This window comes from Streptomyces sp. NPDC005533 (assembly GCF_042871845.1).
Lineage (GTDB): Bacteria > Actinomycetota > Actinomycetes > Streptomycetales > Streptomycetaceae > Streptomyces.
In genome coordinates, this window is the sequence record NZ_JBIAJH010000047.1 from 1 (window position 1) to 18,816 (window position 18,816).

Sequence of the window (18,816 nt, forward strand, 5' to 3'; positions counted from 1 at the left end):
CGGTCAGGCCCCCACCCTCCGGATAACGCATACCAACGGCATACCGCAGGGATCATGAACCGTCACTACCCGACGACAACCCGAAATCCTCAGTAAGCGTCTCGACCGGCCGACCCGATTCCTTGTTCACCTGGATGTACGCGGTGGTGTCGACGCAGTCGGTGATGGTTCCAGCTGCGGGTGTCTTCGTCATGTCCAGAGCGGTGACCGTGGGGGAGAGTACGGGCTCCCCTTTCATGATCGATCCGTTGTCCACGTAGTAGGCCCGAGTCGTCTGGATCTTGGAGTAGGCCTTGTCTCCAGCCACCTTCTCGATGCCGGTGTCCTTCGTCGAACCGCTCGCGTACACCTTGCGCTGCGCCTCCCAGAAGGCACGGTAGACGCCGAGCAGCGCGTCCTTCTCTGCGGCTTGTGGGTCGGCCGAGGGGGTGGGGGACACGGCTGGGCTGGGCGGAGGCGAGGCCTTGTTCTCCTTCGTGCAGCCGGTGGTGACAGCCGCAACGGTTGTCGCGATCGTGGCGGCGGTGAGGAGCGTGCGGAACCGTGTAGTGCGGGTGTGGTGCTGGCGTGCTGTTGTCACGTGGAAACCCCCCAAAGTCACCGTGCAGGTTGGATGGACAGCGGGCCCCGTCATCGCTGTCGCAACGTGTTTGCTGCGTCGCGATCTGTTGGTGTAGCGCACCCTATGACGCAAACGACAGGTAGGCCTATGGGGTTCATGAGGCGCAGGTTCCATTCGTGCTACTTTGGCCTCAATGCCGCTGTGATATATGCCGATTCGCCGACAGGTGGTATCTCGGCTGGTGGGAGTGGACGCGGGTATCGGAGCGGCAGGGCTGCCGGAATCCGGCCACATGGCCTGTTCTTTGCGTATGTGATGACTGGGTGGAGGCCGTTCACCTGGCTCATAGATGCATCCAGCCGCGGCGCTCGGCGGTGCTGGCCAGGGGCGTCCACACCTGGCTGGACGGGCCGGATTCTTCGAGGTCTTCGAGGACGGCGGCGCCGAGCGGGACGTGGGCGGCGAGGCGGCTGACCAGGTCGTGGTCGGCGGTCATGCGCCGCAGGTCCTCGATGCGGGCCGTGAGTGTGGCGCGGGGGGCGCCGGTAAGGACGAACAGGAGGCGGGGGAAGCGGGGGTAAAAGCGCTGCCACGCGAACAGGGCTGCGCCTTGGTCGGCGACGGTCCCGCGGCGCCCGGCGGGCTGGGGGATGTAGTCGTGGAAGCGGGCGTAGGTGATGAGCTTGCGCGCGAGGCGCTCGCTGCTCATGGTCGTGCGGTCGATCTCCACGAACGCCCGGTACTGCAGTCGGCGGGGCTGGACTGCGGTGTAGTGGAGGACGGCGTCGGCGATGAGCCGGTCCTGCCCGCCGGTGTCGGGCAGCCGGTGGGTGACCTCGGGCATCCAGTCCAACGCCTGGTACTCGTCGCCCCGTTCGCGGGCGTCGTTGAGGAACGTCAGGTGGGCTCGAACACCGGTGAGGGTGTGGGCCGCCCGCATGACGGCTACGCGGGGACTGGCGATGACGGTGGCTGTCCGGCCGCGGAGTTCGGGCCAGTCGGTCACGGCCTGTGCTCCGGCGCTGGTCAGGAAGTGGGCCTTGAGGCCGCTTCGGACACCCAGTGAAGTGTGCGCGAGGAGTCCTTCCGCGCGCAGCGGGGCGAGGACGTTGTGGATCTTCCGGGGCGGGGTGTGGGGCATGAGCATCTGGTGGAGCTGGGTGCTGGTCAGCAGCCGGTGCTGGGCGATCAGGGCGAGCGCCTGGTGGGCGTAGGTGTCGGTGGTGTGGGGCTGGATGGAGGCGGGGACGGTCACGCGTAGTGCTCCTGGTTCTGGTTGTCGATGGGCGGGGTCAGGCCGGTGAGGAACTCGCGTACCTGCTCCTCTTGGCCTACGGCGAGGGCGCTCTGCTCGGACAGAGGACGGGCTCCGGTGTTGGCGTGCGCGGCCCGGAGCAGAGCCTTGGTGCGGGACGGTTTCGCGAGGGGGCCGAAGACCTCTTCGAGTTCGGGTCCGCGGATCTGCAGGGGGCCGAGGCGCTTGCCGGCGACGGTGAAGGAGGCGTAGTGCCACCACCGCTCCAGCCCGGCCGCGTCCTGGGGGGTGACGCTGCTCGCCCACTGGGTGGTCACCGGCGTGATCGCCTCGACCGAGCCGGCGGTGGTCGACAGGCAGGAGGCGTTCTGCAGGAGCGCGGCGCGGGTGGTGGGGCTGAGCCGGTGTAGGAGCTGGGTCATACCGTGCAGGCGCCCGCCGAACTTGCGGAGCTGTTCGGTGATCTCGGCCAGGACGGTGGTGGCGCCGCCGTCCAGGGAGATCATTTCGTCCAGGTAGAAGCGGAACGGGTGCCGGTCGCCCTCGGGCACATCGCGGCGGGACAGGCCGGCGCGCAGGAAGTCGCGGACGAGTAGGGAGATCAGCAGGCGGTCGGTTGGTCCGGTGCCGGGCGGGCAGATCCACACCACCTGGCTCTCGTCCATGGCGCGGCGGATGTCGTAGCCGCTGACCGGGCACCCGAGGAAGGCCCGGATCACGGGGTTGGCCCCGAGCCGCTCCAGCGGGTTCAGGACGGTGGCCAGACCGTCCTTCGGCAGGTCGGGGAAGGCGCCGGTCCACCACCTCCGTGCTTGCGGATCGAGCGCGCCGACGACCAGGAACCGGAAGGTGGGGTCGGTCAGGAGCGGCCGGATCTGGAAGACGGTGGCCTGCTGCCCGGGTACGCCGGCGGCGACGGCGAGGGAGTTCACGGCGACCAGGGCCTCCACGGCCTTGGCCAGGATCGTCAGGGCCCGTGGTGCGCTCGCGTCGTCCCACCCCAGTGCCGCGGCGATCGCGTCCACCACGGCGGCGGACACCTCGTAGGGGCGGGGCCGGCCGGACATGTCGAGCAGATTCCAGCAGGCCAGCAGAGCGCTGTCGTCGCGCACGGTGAGGTCGAACACGGCGATCCGTCCCATGATGTCGTCGTGGGCCAGGTAGCGGGCGACGTCGGTGAGGGAGTCGCCGTGCGGGTCGACGAAGGCCAGGCCGCGTCCGTTGTGGGCGCTGGCGACGGCCTGGACCTGGGCGCGCATCGTCTTGCCCCACCCGGCCTTGCCGGACTGGACCTCGAAGAGGGTGTCGTCCTCGTGGGTGGCCAGCAGCCGCTCCCGCCCGTCCGGACCCCGGTACCAGCCCTGCGGCACCAAATTCTTGCCCGCCTGGTAGGTCGGCATCTCGCTCTCCAGCAGCGGCAGGTCCGCCAACGCGGTCGGCGGCTTGAGGAGTCCGGCGATCTCCTCCAGATGCGCCCAGCCGCCACTGGCCGGTCGCATCAGCGCCTGCTGCCACCGCTCGTCGAACCGCGGCCGCCACGGCCACCAATCCGGCCCGATCCGCACCGGCCCCAACGACCAGCCCTGCGAGGACAGACGCGAAGGTCCCGCGTACACGTCCATGGCCGCGTTGATGCGTGCGAGCCGGGCCTGCGCACGGTCGGCCTTGTCGGAGGCGCAGCGCACCAGGATCTGCACCCGGACCAGCCCGGCCTCTTCGGCGAGTTTGCCCAGCGCGCCTTCCCGATCGACCCGTCGCGGCCGCGGCGACCTCACCGACTGCGGACGGGGTGCACCCCGCCACTGCGCCGGGTCCAGCAGTCTGCCCAACGCCACGGGCACCGGGTCGGTCGAGTCATGGGTGAGCCACCGTGCCTCGCGCTGCGCCTCACGCCGGGCCTCCTCCCGAGCCAAACGCATCCCCTGCGCGCGCCGGACGGCGAGGTGCCAGCGTGAAGCGGGCGACAGGTCGACGCACACCTCGGCCAGGTCCCCGACTTCGGCGCGCAGGCCGGCCACGGCGTCGATCAGAGGCTGGAGCGGGTCGGGCTCCAGCGGGACGTCCCGCAGCCGGGACCCTGGCTTGCCGCTCAGGGTCAGGACGGCCCGTACGACGTGTGTGCGGTGCTTGTCGGTGATCGGGTTGACGGGTGTGGCCTGGACGCGGGCGCCGTAGGGGGTGGTGGTGAGCAGCGCGTGCGCGCTGGCGGGCGCCTCGATGCGGTAGGTCAGGGGCCGGGTTCCGTCGGCACGCAGTCGCAGCCGTGCCGTGCGGGCCCGGCGAGGGACCCACCACGGGCCGGAGCCGGCGGCTCGGATCAGGAGCATGCCCTGCCGCCAGATCTGCTCGGGGCTCGGCTCGAACGTGGCACTGGGCACCAGTTCCACGTGGGCCCGCTCGGCCAGTGCCCGTGTGGCCAGGCGGCGTTGCAGCGCCTCCCACCCGATCACGAGTGCGCCGAGGACGAGCGCCAGCCACCAGACGCTGGCAGCGACCCACCCGGCGAGCTCGCCGAGCGCGTCGATGATGCTTGCGGCGGTGCCGAGCGCTCCGGCCGTCGTCACGTCAGCGTCCATGATCCTTCTCCGTCGCGGACGTAGTGGAGGGCCGCGGTGCGACCGTCCAGGTAGGTCCCGGCCGGGTCCGCGCCGGCCCACACCAGACGCACCACCGCGCCGTCCCGCTCGGGCGCGCGGCGGGCGGTCGCGGCCTGGATGCGCACCCGCGTGTACCGGACGGTCTCGGCCAGCCACGCGGCACGTCCGGCCGTCACCAGGTGCTGCTCGTCGGCGGGCGGCAGGTCGGGCGGCCCGGCCCGGTCGAGGGCCCGCTGGATGAGCGGGTCGGCTGCCGGGCCCGAACCGGGTGGCGGGAGTTCGCTCGCCGGCCGTGGGGAGTCCGTGGTGGTCACGGCTCGGGGGCTCACGTCCGAGGCGCTCGCACCGGCCGCCGCGGGCCGAGTCGGGGCCGCGGTTGTGGGCCCGGGACGGTCCGTGGGCGCGACGAAGCCCTGTGGGCCGCGGGTCTGCTCGATGGTGGTGGGGGTGAGAGCGGTCGACAACATCCAGATTCCGGTGCTGGCGAGGAGTACGGACGCGGCCAGGAGGCGGCCGCCGGTCCACCTGGGTGTGGTGTTCACAGCAGCCGTGCCCCTCCCGCGTAGTCGGGCAGGGCCGTGATCGGGTCGATCCGGACCGGCTTCCCGGGCCGGGGCGCGTTGATCATCTGGCCGTCTCCCAGGTAGAGGCCGACGTGGTGGATGGTGGAGTCGTGGGTGGGGCTGTAGCCGTAGAAGACGAGATCGCCCGGCAGCAGCGCGCCGATGCCCGCCGAGGCAGGGATGCGGCGGCCCGCGCCGGCCTGCGCGGCGGCGGTGCGCGGCAGTTCGATCCCGGCTTGGGCGTACGCGTAGAGGGTCAGGCCCGAGCAGTCGAAGCCGTTCACGGTGCGGCCGTCCTGCCCGCCGGGGGAGCAGCAGATCCCGGTGGAGCGGCCTTGGGCGTTCCCGCCGCCCCATGAGTAGGGGGTGCCCTGCTGGGCGAGCGCGGCCTGGATGACGGCCCCGACGTTCCCGGAGGGGATCTGCGGATCGGCGCCGAGGGCGTCGTAACGGTCGATCCCCGAGAGGACGTCGTCGACGTACGCCCACGAGCGGTTGTAGGTGTGGATCGCCGCGCGGAGTTCCTCGCGGTCGGTGAGGTCGCGGCCCTTCCCGCACAGGTAGACCGCCGCGGACGCGGCGGCGTCGTCGGCGTTGTGCGGGTCGGTGACGCCGTCGCGGTTGCCGTCCTTGCCGTAGGCGCGGAACGTCTCGGGGAGGAACTGGAAGGGGCCGACGGCCCGTTCGTATGCGCTGTCGCCGTCCCACTGGCCGTTGTCGGTGTCGCGGAGGGCGGTGGTGTTGCCACCGGCCCCGGAACCGTCCAGGCGGGGGCCGGTGATGGGCGGGGTGATGTCGCCGGCTGCGCTGACGGTGCGGTCGGAGGCGTGATCGGACTCCACTCGGGCGATCCCGGCGAGGATCTGCCAGCGCATCCCCTGGCAGGTGGGGACGTGGGCGCCGATCTGGGATGCGCCGGTGAGGTAGGCGCCCAGCATGCGCGGGGGGATCCCGGCGGCTGCCGCGTCGACACCGGCACCTGGGTTGGGGGCGGTGTGGCTGCGGGCTGCTGCCAGCAGGACGGGCCCGGTGCAGCACACCGCGGCGGCCAGGAGCAGCAGCGTGAGGCAGCCCATCTTCTTCCACCGTTTCACCGGTCTCCTTCCTCACGGCGTTGGCGGGCGGCGGCCGCGCGCGCCTCGAAGACCGCGCGCAGCCGGGCCGCGTTCGCGGCGGCATCGGCGCGTTCCTGCGCCTCGATCGACGCCTGGTCGGCGCCTTGGGGCCGGGCTTCCGGGGCTTGCGCATGGTCTGGGGCGAGACGGCTGCGGCTCGGGCCGGTGCCGCCTCCCGCCGGGGCGGGAGGGATGGATGAGGCAGGCGGGGTGGGGGGAGTGGGAGGGGTGGCCACGGTGGTGGGCCGGCGGCTGTGGGTGGTGTTCGTGCGACTGGCCGGGGTGCGGCTCAGCGATGGCGCCTGCATGGCGGCCGCGAGGGCGGTGCGCCGTACGGCGCCGACCGGGTCGTGGACCTGCCAGGCGGTTGCCAGGGCCTGCCCGGCGTGGTCGACGGGCCGCATCCAGCGGGCCCCGTCCTGGCGGACGGTTCGGGAGGCGACCCGCAGCTGTGTGCGGGCGTCGGTCGTGAACTCCGAGGCCGCCGTTCGCGCGGCCGACAGGTTGCGGGGCAGTCCCAGGGTCGCGCCGTAGGTCAGGCGTGCGGCACGGGATGCGATGCGGTAGCCGCGCAGCCGGCCGGCCCGGGCATGGATGCGGGATCCCAGCAGGGGCCGGTCGGTTTCCGGGTCGTGCAGGATCTCGCCCGTCGACTTGTCCACCACTCTCTTCCCGCCACCCGGCCGGACCGCGGTCGGGCCGTTCGCGACCGCGTGCAGCCGGGCCGCGGCCGGATGCCGGCCGGGCGGCGGCCCGATGAGAGCGGTGTGCGCGGCGCGCAGCGCGATGGCCAGCGGTGCGATTCCGCGTCGTCCCTCGGCGGCGGCATCGCCGAGGAGCCGGCCGGGGTTCATCGGCATGCCCGCACCGTCGGAGAGCGCGGCGAGGCTGCCCAGGGACCGCAGCCGGGCCCCGAACGCCCCGTACGTCACGGAAGTTCCGCCGCCCGGTCCACCGGATCCGCCGCCCGAGGCGGATCCGTGCATGGCGAGGGCGGCCCCGAGTTCGGAGTTGTCGCCGGGCAGGTGGCTGCCGCCGACCTTCGCGTAGCGCATGCGGGTCGCCATGCGCTGCCCGAATCCGGCCGTCGCCCGCAGGATCCGCCGGTGCAGCACCAGGAACGCGAGCGCGAGGGCGTCGACGAGGAGCAGGCGTTCCATCATCTGATCCGGGCCGCTGTCGGCGAGGATCGCGTCCACCGCGATCCCGAACAGGGGCAGCGCCATCGCGGCCATGAACGATACCAACGCGGAGACGACGAAGATACCCAGCCATCGCCAGAGCAGCATCCGGGAGGGGCCGGGCAGCATCGCCCACACCCACGCGAGGGGACCGCCGGCCGCGGCGGCCGCATCCGCGCCCTGGGCGCCGAGCATCACCACCGACATCGAGACGACCATCAGCGCCACGACGACCACAGCCACCAGCAGGGCCAGGACCGACCACACCCGGTCCCATGAGGGCTTCTCCGCGTACTCAGCGCAGGACTTGCCCACAGATCCCGCGTCCTGCAGGTCTTTGATCAGTTCGGAAAAGGCGCCCACCGGGCCACCGCGTTCGCAGTAGGGCCTCGCGGGACCCTTGATCTTGCGGCACGGGTTGTTTTTCTTCTCCTTGGCCGCGTCCTTGCAGTGGTCCTTCGCGCTACCGACGAGTCTGTTGCAGTTGTCGTCCTGCTTCCGTTTCAGCCCGTCCTCGCAGTACGTCTTCGACGGGCCGTCCAACAGAGAGCACGGGCTACCTGCTTCCTCTTCTGCTGCGGCCGGCGCATCCGCGTTGCCCGCGACCCATTTCAAGTGCGCCTCGTACGCGGCCTTCTGCCCGTCCTTCTTCGGGTCCAGGAGCCGCCCGTACTGCAGGAGCATGTAGGGCTTGACGACCAGGGCGTCGGTGAGTGCTGCCTGGATCGGGTGGGTGACGGTCTTGGCGTCGGCCTGCTCGGCCACGCACGCGTCGTGGGCGGGGCCGACAGCGCTGTCGCAGGGGCGGCCGCCGCGGGCAGGGGTGTCGAAGTAGGAGGCGGTGGTGATGGAAGCGACCTCGATGGCGGCCTGGTGGGTCTGCTGCACCGGCCCGTCCTTGCCCAGCAGGTAGTCCGGCCGTACGAACGCACTGGCGGCCAGCGCGGCGATGACCAGGGTCAGGACGATTTCCCCCAGCCCCTTGCCGGCCTTGCCCCGCACGAACAGGATCAGCCCGAAGACGAACGCCCACGCCAGCAGCAGCCCTTCGAGACCGAGGGCGTCCACGACGTGCCGCTGATAGGCGTCGGCGAGGCGCTGCGCGGGATCGGTCAGCAGACGCAGCAGCGGGAAGTCGAAGACGAATCCGATCAGCCAGCAGCACAGGCCCACCAGCAGACGTACCAGGGTGAACAGACCATTCAGCAGGAGACGCTGGGTCTCGCCGATGACGTCGAACGGAACCTTGTCGCCCACGACGACGTCCTCGACGCGTTCCCCGACGGTCTGGGAGGCGACGCCGCTCTCCAGCTGGTAGCCGCTGAGCGGTACGCCCTCGCGGGTGAGGATGTCCAGCGGCCCCAGCAGGCCACCGCCCGTCCCGGACCCGTCGGCCGCCGCGGCCACCGCGGTGGTGGTCACCAGGAAGACGACGGTCAGCAGCGCCACGAATCCCGCGGCCCGCAGGGTGCCGTCATCGAACCGGCCTCGTACGCGCATCACCGGACGCTCCCCTGGGCCGGTGTCCGGGAGCGGCCCGGGGTGGTGAAGATGGTCTCCTTCAGGCGGGCGACGGGCGGGACGACGACCTTGATCCGGCCGACCTGCATCCGGGGGTCGCGCAGCAGCATCTCGCCTTCCCGGCCACCCTGCCCGACGGGGGAGAGCCCGGTGGTCACCAGTCGGAGCAGGTCCTCGTCCTCGTCGTCCAGGCCGAGGAAGCGCAGGCCCCGGGCCGCGCGGGCGCTGTCGGCGGTGCGGGCCAGGAACCGGTAGGCGATCAGCCCGGCATCCTTGCCCAGCTCGCTCTCGTCGTGGGCGCCGAGGAACACACCGGCGCCATGCTTGCGGCCGTCGTGGAGGATCTCGTGGACCAGGGCCGCGCCTTCCGCGGAGGAGGTGAGCCAGTAGCACTCGTCCAGCTCGACCAGGCAGAACTGGCCCGGGTCGGTGAACGCGGCCTGCCGGGCGATGGCCGCGATCAGATACAGCACGGCGCGTCCGATCAGGGCCTCCAGCGGCTGCTGGCGCAGGACCTCGACGTCGGCGAACGCCTCCCGCGGGGGGAGGGTGAGGCCTGTGGTGGTGACCACCACCATGTCGGCGCCCATGTCGCCGTCCAGGCTGACCGCAGGCAGGCCGGGATCGAAGACCATCGCCGCGAGGGGGTTGCCTGCGACGATCCGCAGCAGGTCGGCCATGGTCGCCGCCGCGTCCGCACGGCCGGTGCCGCTGCCGGTCGCGGCCAGCGCGGTCAGGACGTCCAGGACCTTGCTCATGGACGGCTCCGGCCCGCCGGACACCTCCTCCACCGCGTGGTGCAGGACCGCGCCGGCCGCGGTCATCGCCCCGACCCCCAGCTGGAGGGTCAGATAGGAGAGGGCGTAGTGGGCCCCGATCGGCCCGCCGAACACCCGCAGCGGGTCGATGGAGATCCGGGCCTGGGCGGCGTCGATGATCTGGCAGCGCTCGCCCACCGCGGCCCGGGCGAAGCTCGCCCACTCGCGGATCGGGGTCCGGTCGATCACGATCGCCCGCCCGCCCCGGTCCACGACCGCGGAGGTGACCAGCTTCTCCAGCACGCTCTTGCCGCTGCCCAGGTCACCGATCACGGCGCTGGACGCGGACGCGTTGATCTGAGGGGCGTCGGCCGGGTTGAGCAGAACCGGGCGGATGGTGCCGCTGTCCAGGTCGTGCCCGATCAGCATCCCGGCCGGATCGCCCACGCGCGACAGGGTCAGCGCCCCACTGGCTGCCCAGTCCTGCGACAGCTGGTGCTGGGTGAACTGGCCCAGCTTCGGGGCCCGAACAGTGCCGGGCAGCCCCAGGGCGAAGAGTTCCTCCTGCATCCCGTAGGGGCGCTCGACCCGGTAGTCACCGCCCGACAGGGCCGCGGACAGCTCACGCGCCCGCGCATCACACGTCGCCGCGTCCGGGCCCCACACGCTCAGGACCGTGACGGACTGCACCTCCACCTCGACCGAGGTACGCGCCATCCGCGCGTCCTGCTCGGCGAGGTCCCCGGCGGCCTCCGGCAGCGAGTGCGGCATCCCCGTGGGCTGCGCCCCGTACTGCTCGGCCTGGTCCAGCAGTTCACGCTTCTTGCGCTGTACCTGCTCCCGCGCCTTCTTCGCCGGGACCACGCGCAGGTCCACCGCGACGTCGACAGGGAACGGCAGCCCCTCCAGCTGCGCCAGGACGTCCGCGCTCTGCACCGCCACCGCCGGCGGAAGCTCGGCGAGCACCAGGTGCGCCTGGTAGCCGGTGCCGGCGTCAGACTCGACCTGCAGCCACTTGCGGCCCATGGGCGAGGACGTACCGGAGCGCCACCACGGCGTCCTGTCCGCCTTCGTGAACCCGGCGTGGTTGCGGCCGCCTTCGGTGAGACGGATGTTGCCGAGGTCTGCGTAGGAGGGGGAGGACAGCTGTCCGTCGCGGACCCGGCTGCCGAACAAGGGGCTGTGCTCGGCATCGCCCAGCAGCGGCTCCTCGGCCAGGCCGCGGTGGACGGCGTGCTGCAGCATCCACACGATCTCCGCCGGCGACGCAGGGCGCAGGCCGAGCCCCCCGCCCAACGAAGCCTGCACGCGCCCGGCCTCCTCCACCGCGGCCCGCACCTCCGCCTCCGACACCGCTACCGGCGGCAGATCCAGCGCCGCCGACAGCTCCGCGTACAGGGCACCGAGCGAGATACCGGCGGTGGACTTCTTCGCCGCGAGGGGGACAGCGAGCCACAGGGTCCGCTCGTGCATCTCCTGGCCGGTCAGCAGATCCACCGCGGCCGCACAGGTCTGCGCCCACGCGGGCAGACGCTGCCAGTCGACGCCCGCGACCATGCGCTCCGCGACCTCGCCCGGGTCGGTACGGGCCGCCAGGACCAACAGGCGCGGCTCCATCCCCGGCATCGAGCGGACCAGGGAGGTGACCCGGCCGAGGAGCTCCTGGTGGACCCGGGCCGGTTGGTAGCCACCGGGCAGGGGCGTCACCCGCCACAGGCCCCACACCTGCGAAGCGGTCGACCAGAGCAGCTGGCCGTGGATGTGCCGAAACGGCGGTCGCATCACACCGCCCCCTGTCGGGCACCGGCCAGCAGCCGCGACAGACCCGAACCGGCCGCCGCCACAACCGGCGCGGCCGGCACAGGGTCCGCGGGCGCGACGGCGGATGCCGTGCCGGCGGCCGTGGCCACGAGCGGCTCGAGGGCCGGCGCCAGGGTGAAGCGGCACCGCAGGTGCGAGGGACGCCGGTCGCGGGCGATCCGGCCACCCACCCGCCCGGCCGGATGCCGGGCCAGCAGGACCAGCACACCGAGCAACGCCGTGAACGGGTTCTGCCCGGAAATCTGCCCACCGCGCACCGCCCACACCGACGCGATCCACCCCACCACCGGGACCGGACCCGCCCACGACCACAACGCGAACGTCTTGATGAGGGTGAAAGCCCCGCCACCCAGCACCACCAGCTGCGCCGGCGTGTACGGGCCGAAAGGCACCGTCCAGTCGCCGAGCTTGCCCAGCACCCACGGGTGCCGTCGCGCGCTCGTGTAGACCCGGGCAACACCCTGCCCGCTCACGACGCACCGCCGTCCGTGTCGGCGTACGCAGTGTTCACCACGACGGCCTGGCCGCTGCTCTTGGCCGGGTTGTTGATCTCGTCGGAGAAGATCGATGCGAGCGATTCACGCGATTGGTAGAGGCCGAGGGCGATCACCAGCGCGATGAGCGCACCGATTCCGGCCTTCAGGGAGAACTTCCGCGCGACGGTGACCACGACCACCAGCGTCAGCGCGGCCTTGAGCCCGCTGTCGGCCCAGCCGGCCAGGGTCCCGATCAGAGAATCGCCGAGCGCGTCGAGCCGCCCGGCCAGCACCACGGAGTTCAGGGTGTTCATCGCCCACCACCCGGGACCACCGCGGGGGAGGAGGAGCTCTTCCCTGAGGGGACGTCGGTGATGCCGGACTCCAGCGCGCTGACCTCCCACCGCCCGGCACGGGCCGTCACCTCCGCCCGATAGACCAGCGGCCAGCGGACGCCCTGCTTGTCCTCGCCACTCACCCGGATCCGCACCCGCGCCCTCGTCCCGTCGACGGGGACCGCCGAAGCGGTGGCGACTTCGGTGTCGGCGAGGACGTCGGTGACCTCAATGCGCACGTACGGCGCCGTCTTCGGCGCGGACACCCGCAGCCCCGGCGACAGGTACCGCTCCAGTCCGCCGCCCTGCCCGCCGCCGAGGTAGGCACGCACGAACTCACCCAGGGACGTCTCCAACGCGCCGCCCGCCGGGACCCGGTGGGCGAGCTGCGCGGCGGGAACCGCAGCCGCGTCGGGGGCGGCGACCTCGGCGGGTGCACCGCCGATCGTGACCGGCGTGCCCTGCGTGCCGCCGGTCCCCGACACCGCGTAATACCGCACGAGAGGCGCCACCGTGTTCGGACCGCCGGCGGGAGCCGGTCCCGTCTGGTCCCGCAGGACCGCGACCACCACCGTCCACGTACCCGGCCCGACCACCGTACGGACGGCGACCACCCGCCCCGCGGCTGCGGCCGCGGGCGGGGCGTCGGTGGAGCGGGGCCGTCTGGGCAAGTCCACTTCGGGAGCCAGCGCCCGCACTCCGGCCGCGATGCCGTTGTCGGCGTCGGACCCGTCGGCGCGCAGCCACAGGTCGACGAACAGCTCCGCCGCACCCCGGGGATCGGCCGGAGTGCCGGCTTCGGCGGGGTGCGGCGCGGGCGCGGCCTGCACCACGGCGGTCGGCGGCGCGTAGAGAGTGGCGGCCAGGGCGAGAGGACCGGCGCCCAGGACACCCCACATCGCCAGGCGAACCAACCGGGGCCCGCGCGGTGCCATGCGGACCGGAACGGTCTCGGGGCGCAGCTTGCGCAGCGACGGCAGCAGAGATCGATCGGCGACACGGCTGCGCCGACTGCGAGGAGGAGATGGGGGAGCCATGGGGTGCCTTCCAGGTGAGGTGTTGTGCTCTGCCCTCACGAAACGGCGGCTTCCTCACCAGACGGCTCACCAGGACAACCCCCGCCGCATCACGACTGGAACCAGCTCGTGGTGGTGACTCCCCAGGACCTCCCCACCGCAGGTCACAGCCTCACGACGGCCCCCCGGTACAGCCGGAAGGCTTCCGCGCGCCGAATGAATCGTGGCGCACGCGGAGGAGAACCTCCCCGGCGCCAAGCACGACCGCCTTGATTCAACTCGCCCAGGACATGCCGCCCGCGGTCCTCGCCCCGCTCCTCGGCCTACACGTCACCACCGCCCTGCACTGGCGACCGAGCCACCACCGACTGGACCGCCGACCTCCAGGCACGCCGGCGTGCCTCGCGAACGGACGGCCGACTGCGCGACCGTGATCGTTTCTTCGGTGACAAAGGCCGCCCAGCCGGGTGAGTTGTCCCGCCGGCCTCTTTCGGACGAGCGGAGGGCCCGGCTAGAAAGCGGAGCGTGATCAAGAACCTGATGCAGCGTGGCCTGCCCGCGCTCGCCCTCGCCGCCCTGCCCCTCCTCGCCATCACGCCCCCAGCCTCCGCCGACACCAGCGCCGCGGCAGTGGCCGCCACCCCGGCCCCGGTCGGAACGGCCGGTGGCGCAGGGGTTCGCGCGCCGCTGCCGTTGTTCGAGGCCATCGACAAGCTGTCGGTCGAGGAGGAGCACCGCGCCGGCTACAAGCGGGACCTCTACAAGCACTGGAACCGGGGCCTGAACGCCGGCGACGGCTGCGACACCCGCAAGGAGGTCATCCTGGCCGAGGCGGGCGTGGCCCCGCAGGTCGCGGCCGGCTGCAAGCTGACAGGCGGTTCCTGGCGCTCCGCCTACGACAACGTGGTGGTGACGGACGCGGCCCGCCTCGATGTCGACCACTTCGTACCGCTGGCCGAAGTCTACGACTCCGAGCGGACGCCGTGGTCGGCGGCGCGGCGCGAGGCGTACGCGAACGACCAGGGGTCCCCGGACACGTTGATCGCGGTCTCGGCCGCCTCCAACCGCTCGAAGGCGGACAAGGATCCGGCGGAGTGGCTGCCGTCCGACGGCTCCTACCACTGCACCTACGCGGCGACCTGGGTGGGCACCAAGCTCCGCTGGGACCTGGCCGTCGACGACGCCGAACGAGAGGCCCTCCTCGGGCTCGCCGAGGACTGCTCCACGACCACCGTCGTCTACGAGCCCGCCCCGTAGGGCCGGTGGCAGCCGCACCACGGGGGAGCGGCTGCCCCACCGCCTTGACGACCCTGCGCGCTGTCGAGGAGGCGTGGACGGCCCTTTGGGCCGCCCGGATACGGGCCCCGTTCACGGGCAAAATAGCCGGTCCGAGGTCGGCCATGGTCTCGAAGGAAAGCTGTTCGCTGACAACAGAGTGCGGGGCGCGATGAATCCTCCTGGCGGCGGTACAAGAGCGCGCTTGACCAAGCGTCAACGCCTGGTTGCCACGGAGTGGGAGCCCAGGCGTTGCACCCTGCCTGGCATCAACGTCTAGTTGCCAGCTGGCGCCCACCATGCGGACGGCGACGGGCGACTCGATGTTCTTGAGGCTGTCGCGGACCGTGGCCGGGTCATCTCCTCGCACCGTGGTGGGCGAGGCTAACGGGGAAGCTGAGGGGGAACCTGGGGGGGGCGGCTGAGGGGGAACGTCGAGCGTCGGCGGCTGACCGTTCTTGCAGCTCACCACCCTTTCTGCGGGTGGTGACTGCACGGACTCACCCCTGTGCCCGGGAACAAGAGAAGGGGGGCGAGTGGGGTGTGTTCACTGCCGTGGGTCGCTCTGGGTGCTCCGCAGGGCGCTGGCTGTTGCGGGCGCGGTGCCGAGGGCTCGTGCCGTGGACTGCCGGCTGCCGCTGAGCTGCTCGGGTGATCTCAGGTGGCCCGTTGGAGGCCGAGAGCGGTCAATGCCTGGCCGCGGCGCGTCTTGGTGTTGGCACGGACCACGTAGGTGAGCGGGCGGTACGGTCGCCGACTGCGCCGGGGCGCTCTGGGCCGCGCACCAGAGCCTTCTCGCCGCCGAGGGGGACGAACTCCTGCACTGGCAGGACCAGCTGCCAGCGCTGGAAGGGTTGGAGCGCGGTGGCCGGTCGCGCAAGCAGCACGGGTGCTGCTTCTGTAGGTCAGGACGCGCGGCCCGCTGGAGGCCGAAGGGGCTTCGCCCCGGAACCCGGCTCTCTACGATCAGCGCATGGTCTCTGAGTGGGAAGTTCGGTTCAGGTCTCTGGACGGTACGACGCTGGTCGGGACGGTGACGGCTGTGCCCGGGTCGTCGGCGGTGGGCGCTGTAGTGCTGGTGCACGGCGCGGGCGTGACACGGGAGGAGGGCGGCTTCTTCACGCGGCTGGCCGCCGGTCTGGCCGCCGCTGGTCTGCGGGTACTGCGTTTCGATTTGCGGGCACACGGGGCGAGCGGTGGGCGGGCGCCGGACATCACGATCGCGGGGGTGGCTAACGACATCCGGGCGGCGAGTGATCACCTGCGGGAGGTGGTGGGGTTCGATGGCCCGTTCCATGTGGTGGCGGCGTCGTTCTCGGGTGGCGCGGCCGCGCTGCACGCCGGGTGCCGGCCGCGGGATGTGGATCGTCTGGTGCTGTTGAACCCGCGCCTGGACTACCGCGACCGCTACGTGGGCAGCCGCTCGTACTTCGACGGTGACTACATCACCACCACCGGCGCCCGGAATTTGGACGAGCGGGGGTACACCGAGAAGTCGCCCTTCGAGCTCGGGCGCGCCCTGCACAACGAGGTGTTCTATCTGGACCCGGACGTCTACCTCCGTTCGGTGCGGGCTCCGACCTTGCTGGTTCACGGGACGAAGGACACGTTCGTGCCGGTGGAGTCCTCCCGCCGCTACCTACCGGTCTTCGGCGGGCCCGCTGAGCTGGTGGAGCTGGACGGTGCGCAGCACGGTTTCGCGGTGCATGAGGATCCCCGGTACGCGCACCCGCAGTCCCAGGCGTGGCAGGCCGAGGTCATCGAGCGGGTGACCGGCTTTCTGACCGTCTAGATCGGCAGCGTGGTCAGGGCCTGGCGGAGTTCGCGGACGGCGGGCCGGCGGGCGTGGGGGCGTAGTTGGGCGGCGGTGCGGCGGAGTTCGCAGAGGGCTTGGCCGTAGCCGGGCCCGGCGGCGAGGCGGAGGGAGGTCAGGCCGGTGGCGGCTGCGTGGTCCGGGTCGCCGGCTGCGGCCAGGGCGCCGGAGAGGTGGGCGGTGAAGAAGGCCCGGTCTCTGGGCGCGAACACCCCGCGGGCGAGGTGTTCCTGGAGCAGAGCGACGGCGCGGGTGGGCTGGCCGGCCTCGCGGTGGCTGATGGCGGCCTGGGCCATCAGTCGATCCTCTGTGTAGCCGGCGCAGAGGGGGCCGGTGCAGCTGGCCGGAGCGGTGGGCCCTGCCTTCTCGAGGGCGTGGTGGGCCTCGTCGAGGGTGCGGGCGACGGTGTCGGGGGCGGCGCCGGTGAGGGCCAGGGCGCGGGCTTCCTGCTGGAGGGCTTCGGCGTGGGCGCGGGGCGGCAGCCGCCAGGGGCCGTGTGCGGAGGTCCGGGCGAGGTCGAGCATCCGGGTCGGGTCGTCGCGGTCGGCGGCCTGGGCTTTGCGGAGGAGGATGTAGGCGTGCATGGGGCCGTCGCCGGTGACGGTCGCCCACTCCACGGCGCGGTCGTAGAAGAACGCGGGCACGTGCGGCGGGGCGCCGGCGTCCCGGTGGAGCCAGGCGGTGAACTCGGCCGCCCGGGCGCCGAGGCGGTGGAGTTCGTGTCGGACGGGCTCGGGCGCCTCGCGGGCCAATTGCTCGATGACGACCAGAAGCTCGGTGGCGGCGGGCAGAGCCTGCCGGGGGCCGGTAGCCCCGTCGGTGCGGGCCGCCTCGTCGAGCGCGGTCGCCAGGTGGCCGACGAGAGCGTGATCGGTGTAGCGGCGCGCATGGCGGAGCGCGGCGGCCAGCCTGTCGCGGCCGGCGTCGGTGAGCAGCGGGGCGGCCCCGAGGACCCCCTGCAGGAACGAGCGCCTTCGCACCGGGTCCTCCGTCGTCATCTGGGCGGGCTTGGTGCCCGTGTGGTGGGGGCGGAAGCCGAGCTGCTCCAGCGGCATCCCGAACATGGCGGTCAGCACGCGGCGGGCGCCGGTGTTGGGCCATCCCGGCTTCGCTGACTCCCATCGGCGGACCTGCCGTACGTCGATGGTGCCCGGCTCGCCGAGAGCGGCCGCGTGCGTGGCGTAGGCGTCGGCGACGTCGGCCTGGCTGTGCCAGCCGCGCTCCAGGCGGGCGCTGCGGAAGGCGGGGTTTCCCGGGATCTGGGACATCTGTACCCCCAGTTGCGGCCGTCCGGCGACCAGCGGCCGGACGCGGGTGTGGGACAACGACGCTACCGCCGCGAGATGTCCTGTGATGTGTCCTCGCTGCTATCCGCGGCCCTGCCTACGGTCAAGTATGAGAGCCCGCCGGGCAGATATCCGGACCTCTCGCCACCGTGCTCTGAGGAAGGACGCGCATGGCCACACCGGTACAGGCAGGCATCTTGGCCGTGACGTGCTACGTCGAGGCCAGCGCGACAGCGACGCCGGACATTACCGCCCTCGGCGACAGGAGCACGTCGTGAGCCGTGATCTCGGGTTCGGTCACGAGGCCCACCCGTGGATCGGCCGTCTGGTCCGCGATGTCGCCTCCGGCACCGAAGGCATGCTGATGGCCGTGGTGGTCGAGGAAGTCGCCACCCACGCGGGTCCGCGCTGGACCCGGCGGGCATACATCCGCCCACCCTGCGGCGGTCGAGAGCTCCCAACCGCACTTGGCAACATTGCGCCCGTCACGGCCCTCTGAGCCCGACCGCACGCGGGGCCGCTCTGCCGCACCCCTACTGCGTCACGTCTTCTACCCGACCCTGTTGTGGAGGCATCGTGTCCGACCGCTTCACCCTGGCCGCTCTCGCCGGCTCTCTGGTCCTCGTGCCCGGCGCCGCCGGTCTCATCGGCTTCCGCATCACCGCGCGAATCCGTGAGCTGGGTGCCGGCCCGGTCTCCCTGTGCGCCATGAACGCCTACCCAGAGCACGTCTACACCGACCTCGTCGCGGCCAGCGCGATGCCTCCCGCTCCACCCTTACCCGGGGTGGCTCCCGGCGGTCCTGCTGGTGATCAACATCGGAACTTCATCACGCAGTTTCGATCTATTCGTTCTCCATGCTTGTTCAGATTGAGGCAGTTTTGGTCGGTCGTTCATTTCTGAGGCTCCGGATCCGTAGGTGAGTGACGGCGCAGAACGCGCCTCCGCCGACGAAGATCTGGAGCCCTTGCATGACCTGGGAGCACGTCGAGCACATCTCGACGACGTTGAGCGTGGTCAACACGCTGGGTGCCCTTGGGTGCCAGTCCTGGGCCGTGAGTTTGCGCAGGCAGCTGAACCGCCTGAAGCCACAGACCACCACGGCAATGCAGGCGCCACCCGCAACAGAGCGGGCATGTCCGCGCAGGGTGCGGGCTGTCGTACACGTGACGGCATCGGACGGCCGTGTGGTCACCGTGACGCTGGATCACGCATGCGCCGCCTCGGAGCCCTCCGAGGTGA

At 71.9% G+C, this 18,816-nt stretch carries 15 protein-coding genes; 4 read left to right on the forward strand and 11 right to left on the reverse strand.

The window, feature by feature from the left end:
• Window positions 1-52 precede the first annotated feature (52 nt).
• The 10 genes from ACFYP3_RS31540 to ACFYP3_RS31585 form a co-directional block, all read right to left on the reverse strand.
• Entirely contained in the window at window positions 53-580 is a 528-nt protein-coding gene (locus ACFYP3_RS31540) for a hypothetical protein (protein WP_388840009.1), read from the reverse strand.
• A gap of 325 nt (window positions 581-905) precedes the next feature.
• Window positions 906-1,817: a replication-relaxation family protein gene (locus ACFYP3_RS31545; RefSeq protein WP_388840012.1), complete on the reverse strand. Its 912-nt coding sequence runs from the start codon at window positions 1,815-1,817 to the stop codon at window positions 906-908.
• Window positions 1,814-4,393, reverse strand: coding sequence for an ATP/GTP-binding protein (locus ACFYP3_RS31550; protein ID WP_388840015.1), 2,580 nt, complete (start codon window positions 4,391-4,393; stop codon window positions 1,814-1,816). The genes ACFYP3_RS31545 and ACFYP3_RS31550 overlap by 4 nt, the downstream gene beginning before the upstream one ends.
• On the reverse strand, window positions 4,378-4,956 hold the full coding sequence (locus ACFYP3_RS31555; protein WP_388840018.1) for a hypothetical protein: 579 nt from the start codon (window positions 4,954-4,956) through the stop codon (window positions 4,378-4,380). The genes ACFYP3_RS31550 and ACFYP3_RS31555 overlap by 16 nt, the downstream gene beginning before the upstream one ends.
• Window positions 4,953-6,071: an NlpC/P60 family protein gene (locus tag ACFYP3_RS31560; protein WP_388840021.1), complete on the reverse strand. Its 1,119-nt coding sequence runs from the start codon at window positions 6,069-6,071 to the stop codon at window positions 4,953-4,955. Before ACFYP3_RS31560 ends, ACFYP3_RS31555 begins: the two co-directional genes overlap by 4 nt.
• A complete protein-coding gene (locus ACFYP3_RS31565) occupies window positions 6,068-8,776 on the reverse strand; it encodes a hypothetical protein (RefSeq protein ID WP_388840024.1) in 2,709 nt (902 codons plus the stop codon). Before ACFYP3_RS31565 ends, ACFYP3_RS31560 begins: the two co-directional genes overlap by 4 nt.
• A complete protein-coding gene (locus tag ACFYP3_RS31570; protein WP_388840026.1) occupies window positions 8,773-11,334 on the reverse strand; it encodes an ATP-binding protein in 2,562 nt (853 codons plus the stop codon). The genes ACFYP3_RS31565 and ACFYP3_RS31570 overlap by 4 nt, the downstream gene beginning before the upstream one ends.
• Window positions 11,334-11,846, reverse strand: coding sequence for a hypothetical protein (locus ACFYP3_RS31575; RefSeq protein ID WP_388840029.1), 513 nt, complete (start codon window positions 11,844-11,846; stop codon window positions 11,334-11,336). The genes ACFYP3_RS31570 and ACFYP3_RS31575 overlap by 1 nt, the downstream gene beginning before the upstream one ends.
• On the reverse strand, window positions 11,843-12,163 hold the full coding sequence (locus ACFYP3_RS31580) for a hypothetical protein (protein ID WP_388840032.1): 321 nt from the start codon (window positions 12,161-12,163) through the stop codon (window positions 11,843-11,845). The genes ACFYP3_RS31575 and ACFYP3_RS31580 overlap by 4 nt, the downstream gene beginning before the upstream one ends.
• Entirely contained in the window at window positions 12,160-13,119 is a 960-nt protein-coding gene (locus tag ACFYP3_RS31585) for a conjugal transfer protein (protein ID WP_388840034.1), read from the reverse strand. Before ACFYP3_RS31585 ends, ACFYP3_RS31580 begins: the two co-directional genes overlap by 4 nt.
• A 621-nt stretch (window positions 13,120-13,740) precedes the next feature.
• On the opposite strand from ACFYP3_RS31585, the gene ACFYP3_RS31590 reads away from it, so the two are divergent.
• Both ACFYP3_RS31590 and ACFYP3_RS31595 read left to right on the forward strand, forming a co-directional pair.
• Window positions 13,741-14,457, forward strand: a complete 717-nt coding sequence (locus ACFYP3_RS31590) for an HNH endonuclease family protein (RefSeq protein ID WP_388840129.1) — start codon at window positions 13,741-13,743, stop codon at window positions 14,455-14,457.
• Between the two features lie 991 nt (window positions 14,458-15,448).
• The gene (locus tag ACFYP3_RS31595) at window positions 15,449-16,267 is read left to right on the forward strand and encodes an alpha/beta hydrolase family protein (protein WP_388840037.1); all 819 of its coding nucleotides are present in this window, start codon (window positions 15,449-15,451) and stop codon (window positions 16,265-16,267) included.
• Here the strand turns inward: ACFYP3_RS31595 and ACFYP3_RS31600 are convergent.
• On the reverse strand, window positions 16,264-17,556 hold the full coding sequence (locus ACFYP3_RS31600; RefSeq protein ID WP_388840040.1) for an XRE family transcriptional regulator: 1,293 nt from the start codon (window positions 17,554-17,556) through the stop codon (window positions 16,264-16,266). The genes ACFYP3_RS31595 and ACFYP3_RS31600 overlap by 4 nt on opposite strands.
• Before the next feature lie 292 nt (window positions 17,557-17,848).
• Here ACFYP3_RS31600 and ACFYP3_RS31605 point away from each other — a divergent pair, with 292 nt between their 5' ends.
• Entirely contained in the window at window positions 17,849-18,073 is a 225-nt protein-coding gene (locus ACFYP3_RS31605; RefSeq protein WP_388840043.1) for a hypothetical protein, read from the forward strand.
• 77 nt (window positions 18,074-18,150) lie between these two features.
• Window positions 18,151-18,477: a hypothetical protein gene (locus ACFYP3_RS31610; protein WP_388840046.1), complete on the forward strand. Its 327-nt coding sequence runs from the start codon at window positions 18,151-18,153 to the stop codon at window positions 18,475-18,477.
• The last annotated feature ends 339 nt before the right edge of the window (window positions 18,478-18,816 follow it).

Excerpts from the sequence above, each read along its gene's own strand:
- ACFYP3_RS31585 (WP_388840034.1), bottom strand. The coding sequence starts at position 13,119 with ATGGCACCGCGCGGGCCCCGGTTGGTTCGCCTGGCGATGTGGGGTGTC.
- ACFYP3_RS31570 (WP_388840026.1), bottom strand. The coding sequence starts at position 11,334 with ATGCGACCGCCGTTTCGGCACATCCACGGCCAGCTGCTCTGGTCGACC.
- ACFYP3_RS31580 (WP_388840032.1), bottom strand. The coding sequence starts at position 12,163 with ATGAACACCCTGAACTCCGTGGTGCTGGCCGGGCGGCTCGACGCGCTC.
- ACFYP3_RS31590 (WP_388840129.1), top strand. The coding sequence starts at position 13,741 with ATGCAGCGTGGCCTGCCCGCGCTCGCCCTCGCCGCCCTGCCCCTCCTC.
- ACFYP3_RS31595 (WP_388840037.1), top strand. The coding sequence starts at position 15,449 with ATGGTCTCTGAGTGGGAAGTTCGGTTCAGGTCTCTGGACGGTACGACG.
- ACFYP3_RS31550 (WP_388840015.1), bottom strand. The coding sequence starts at position 4,393 with ATGGACGCTGACGTGACGACGGCCGGAGCGCTCGGCACCGCCGCAAGC.
- ACFYP3_RS31600 (WP_388840040.1), bottom strand. The coding sequence starts at position 17,556 with ATGTCCCAGATCCCGGGAAACCCCGCCTTCCGCAGCGCCCGCCTGGAG.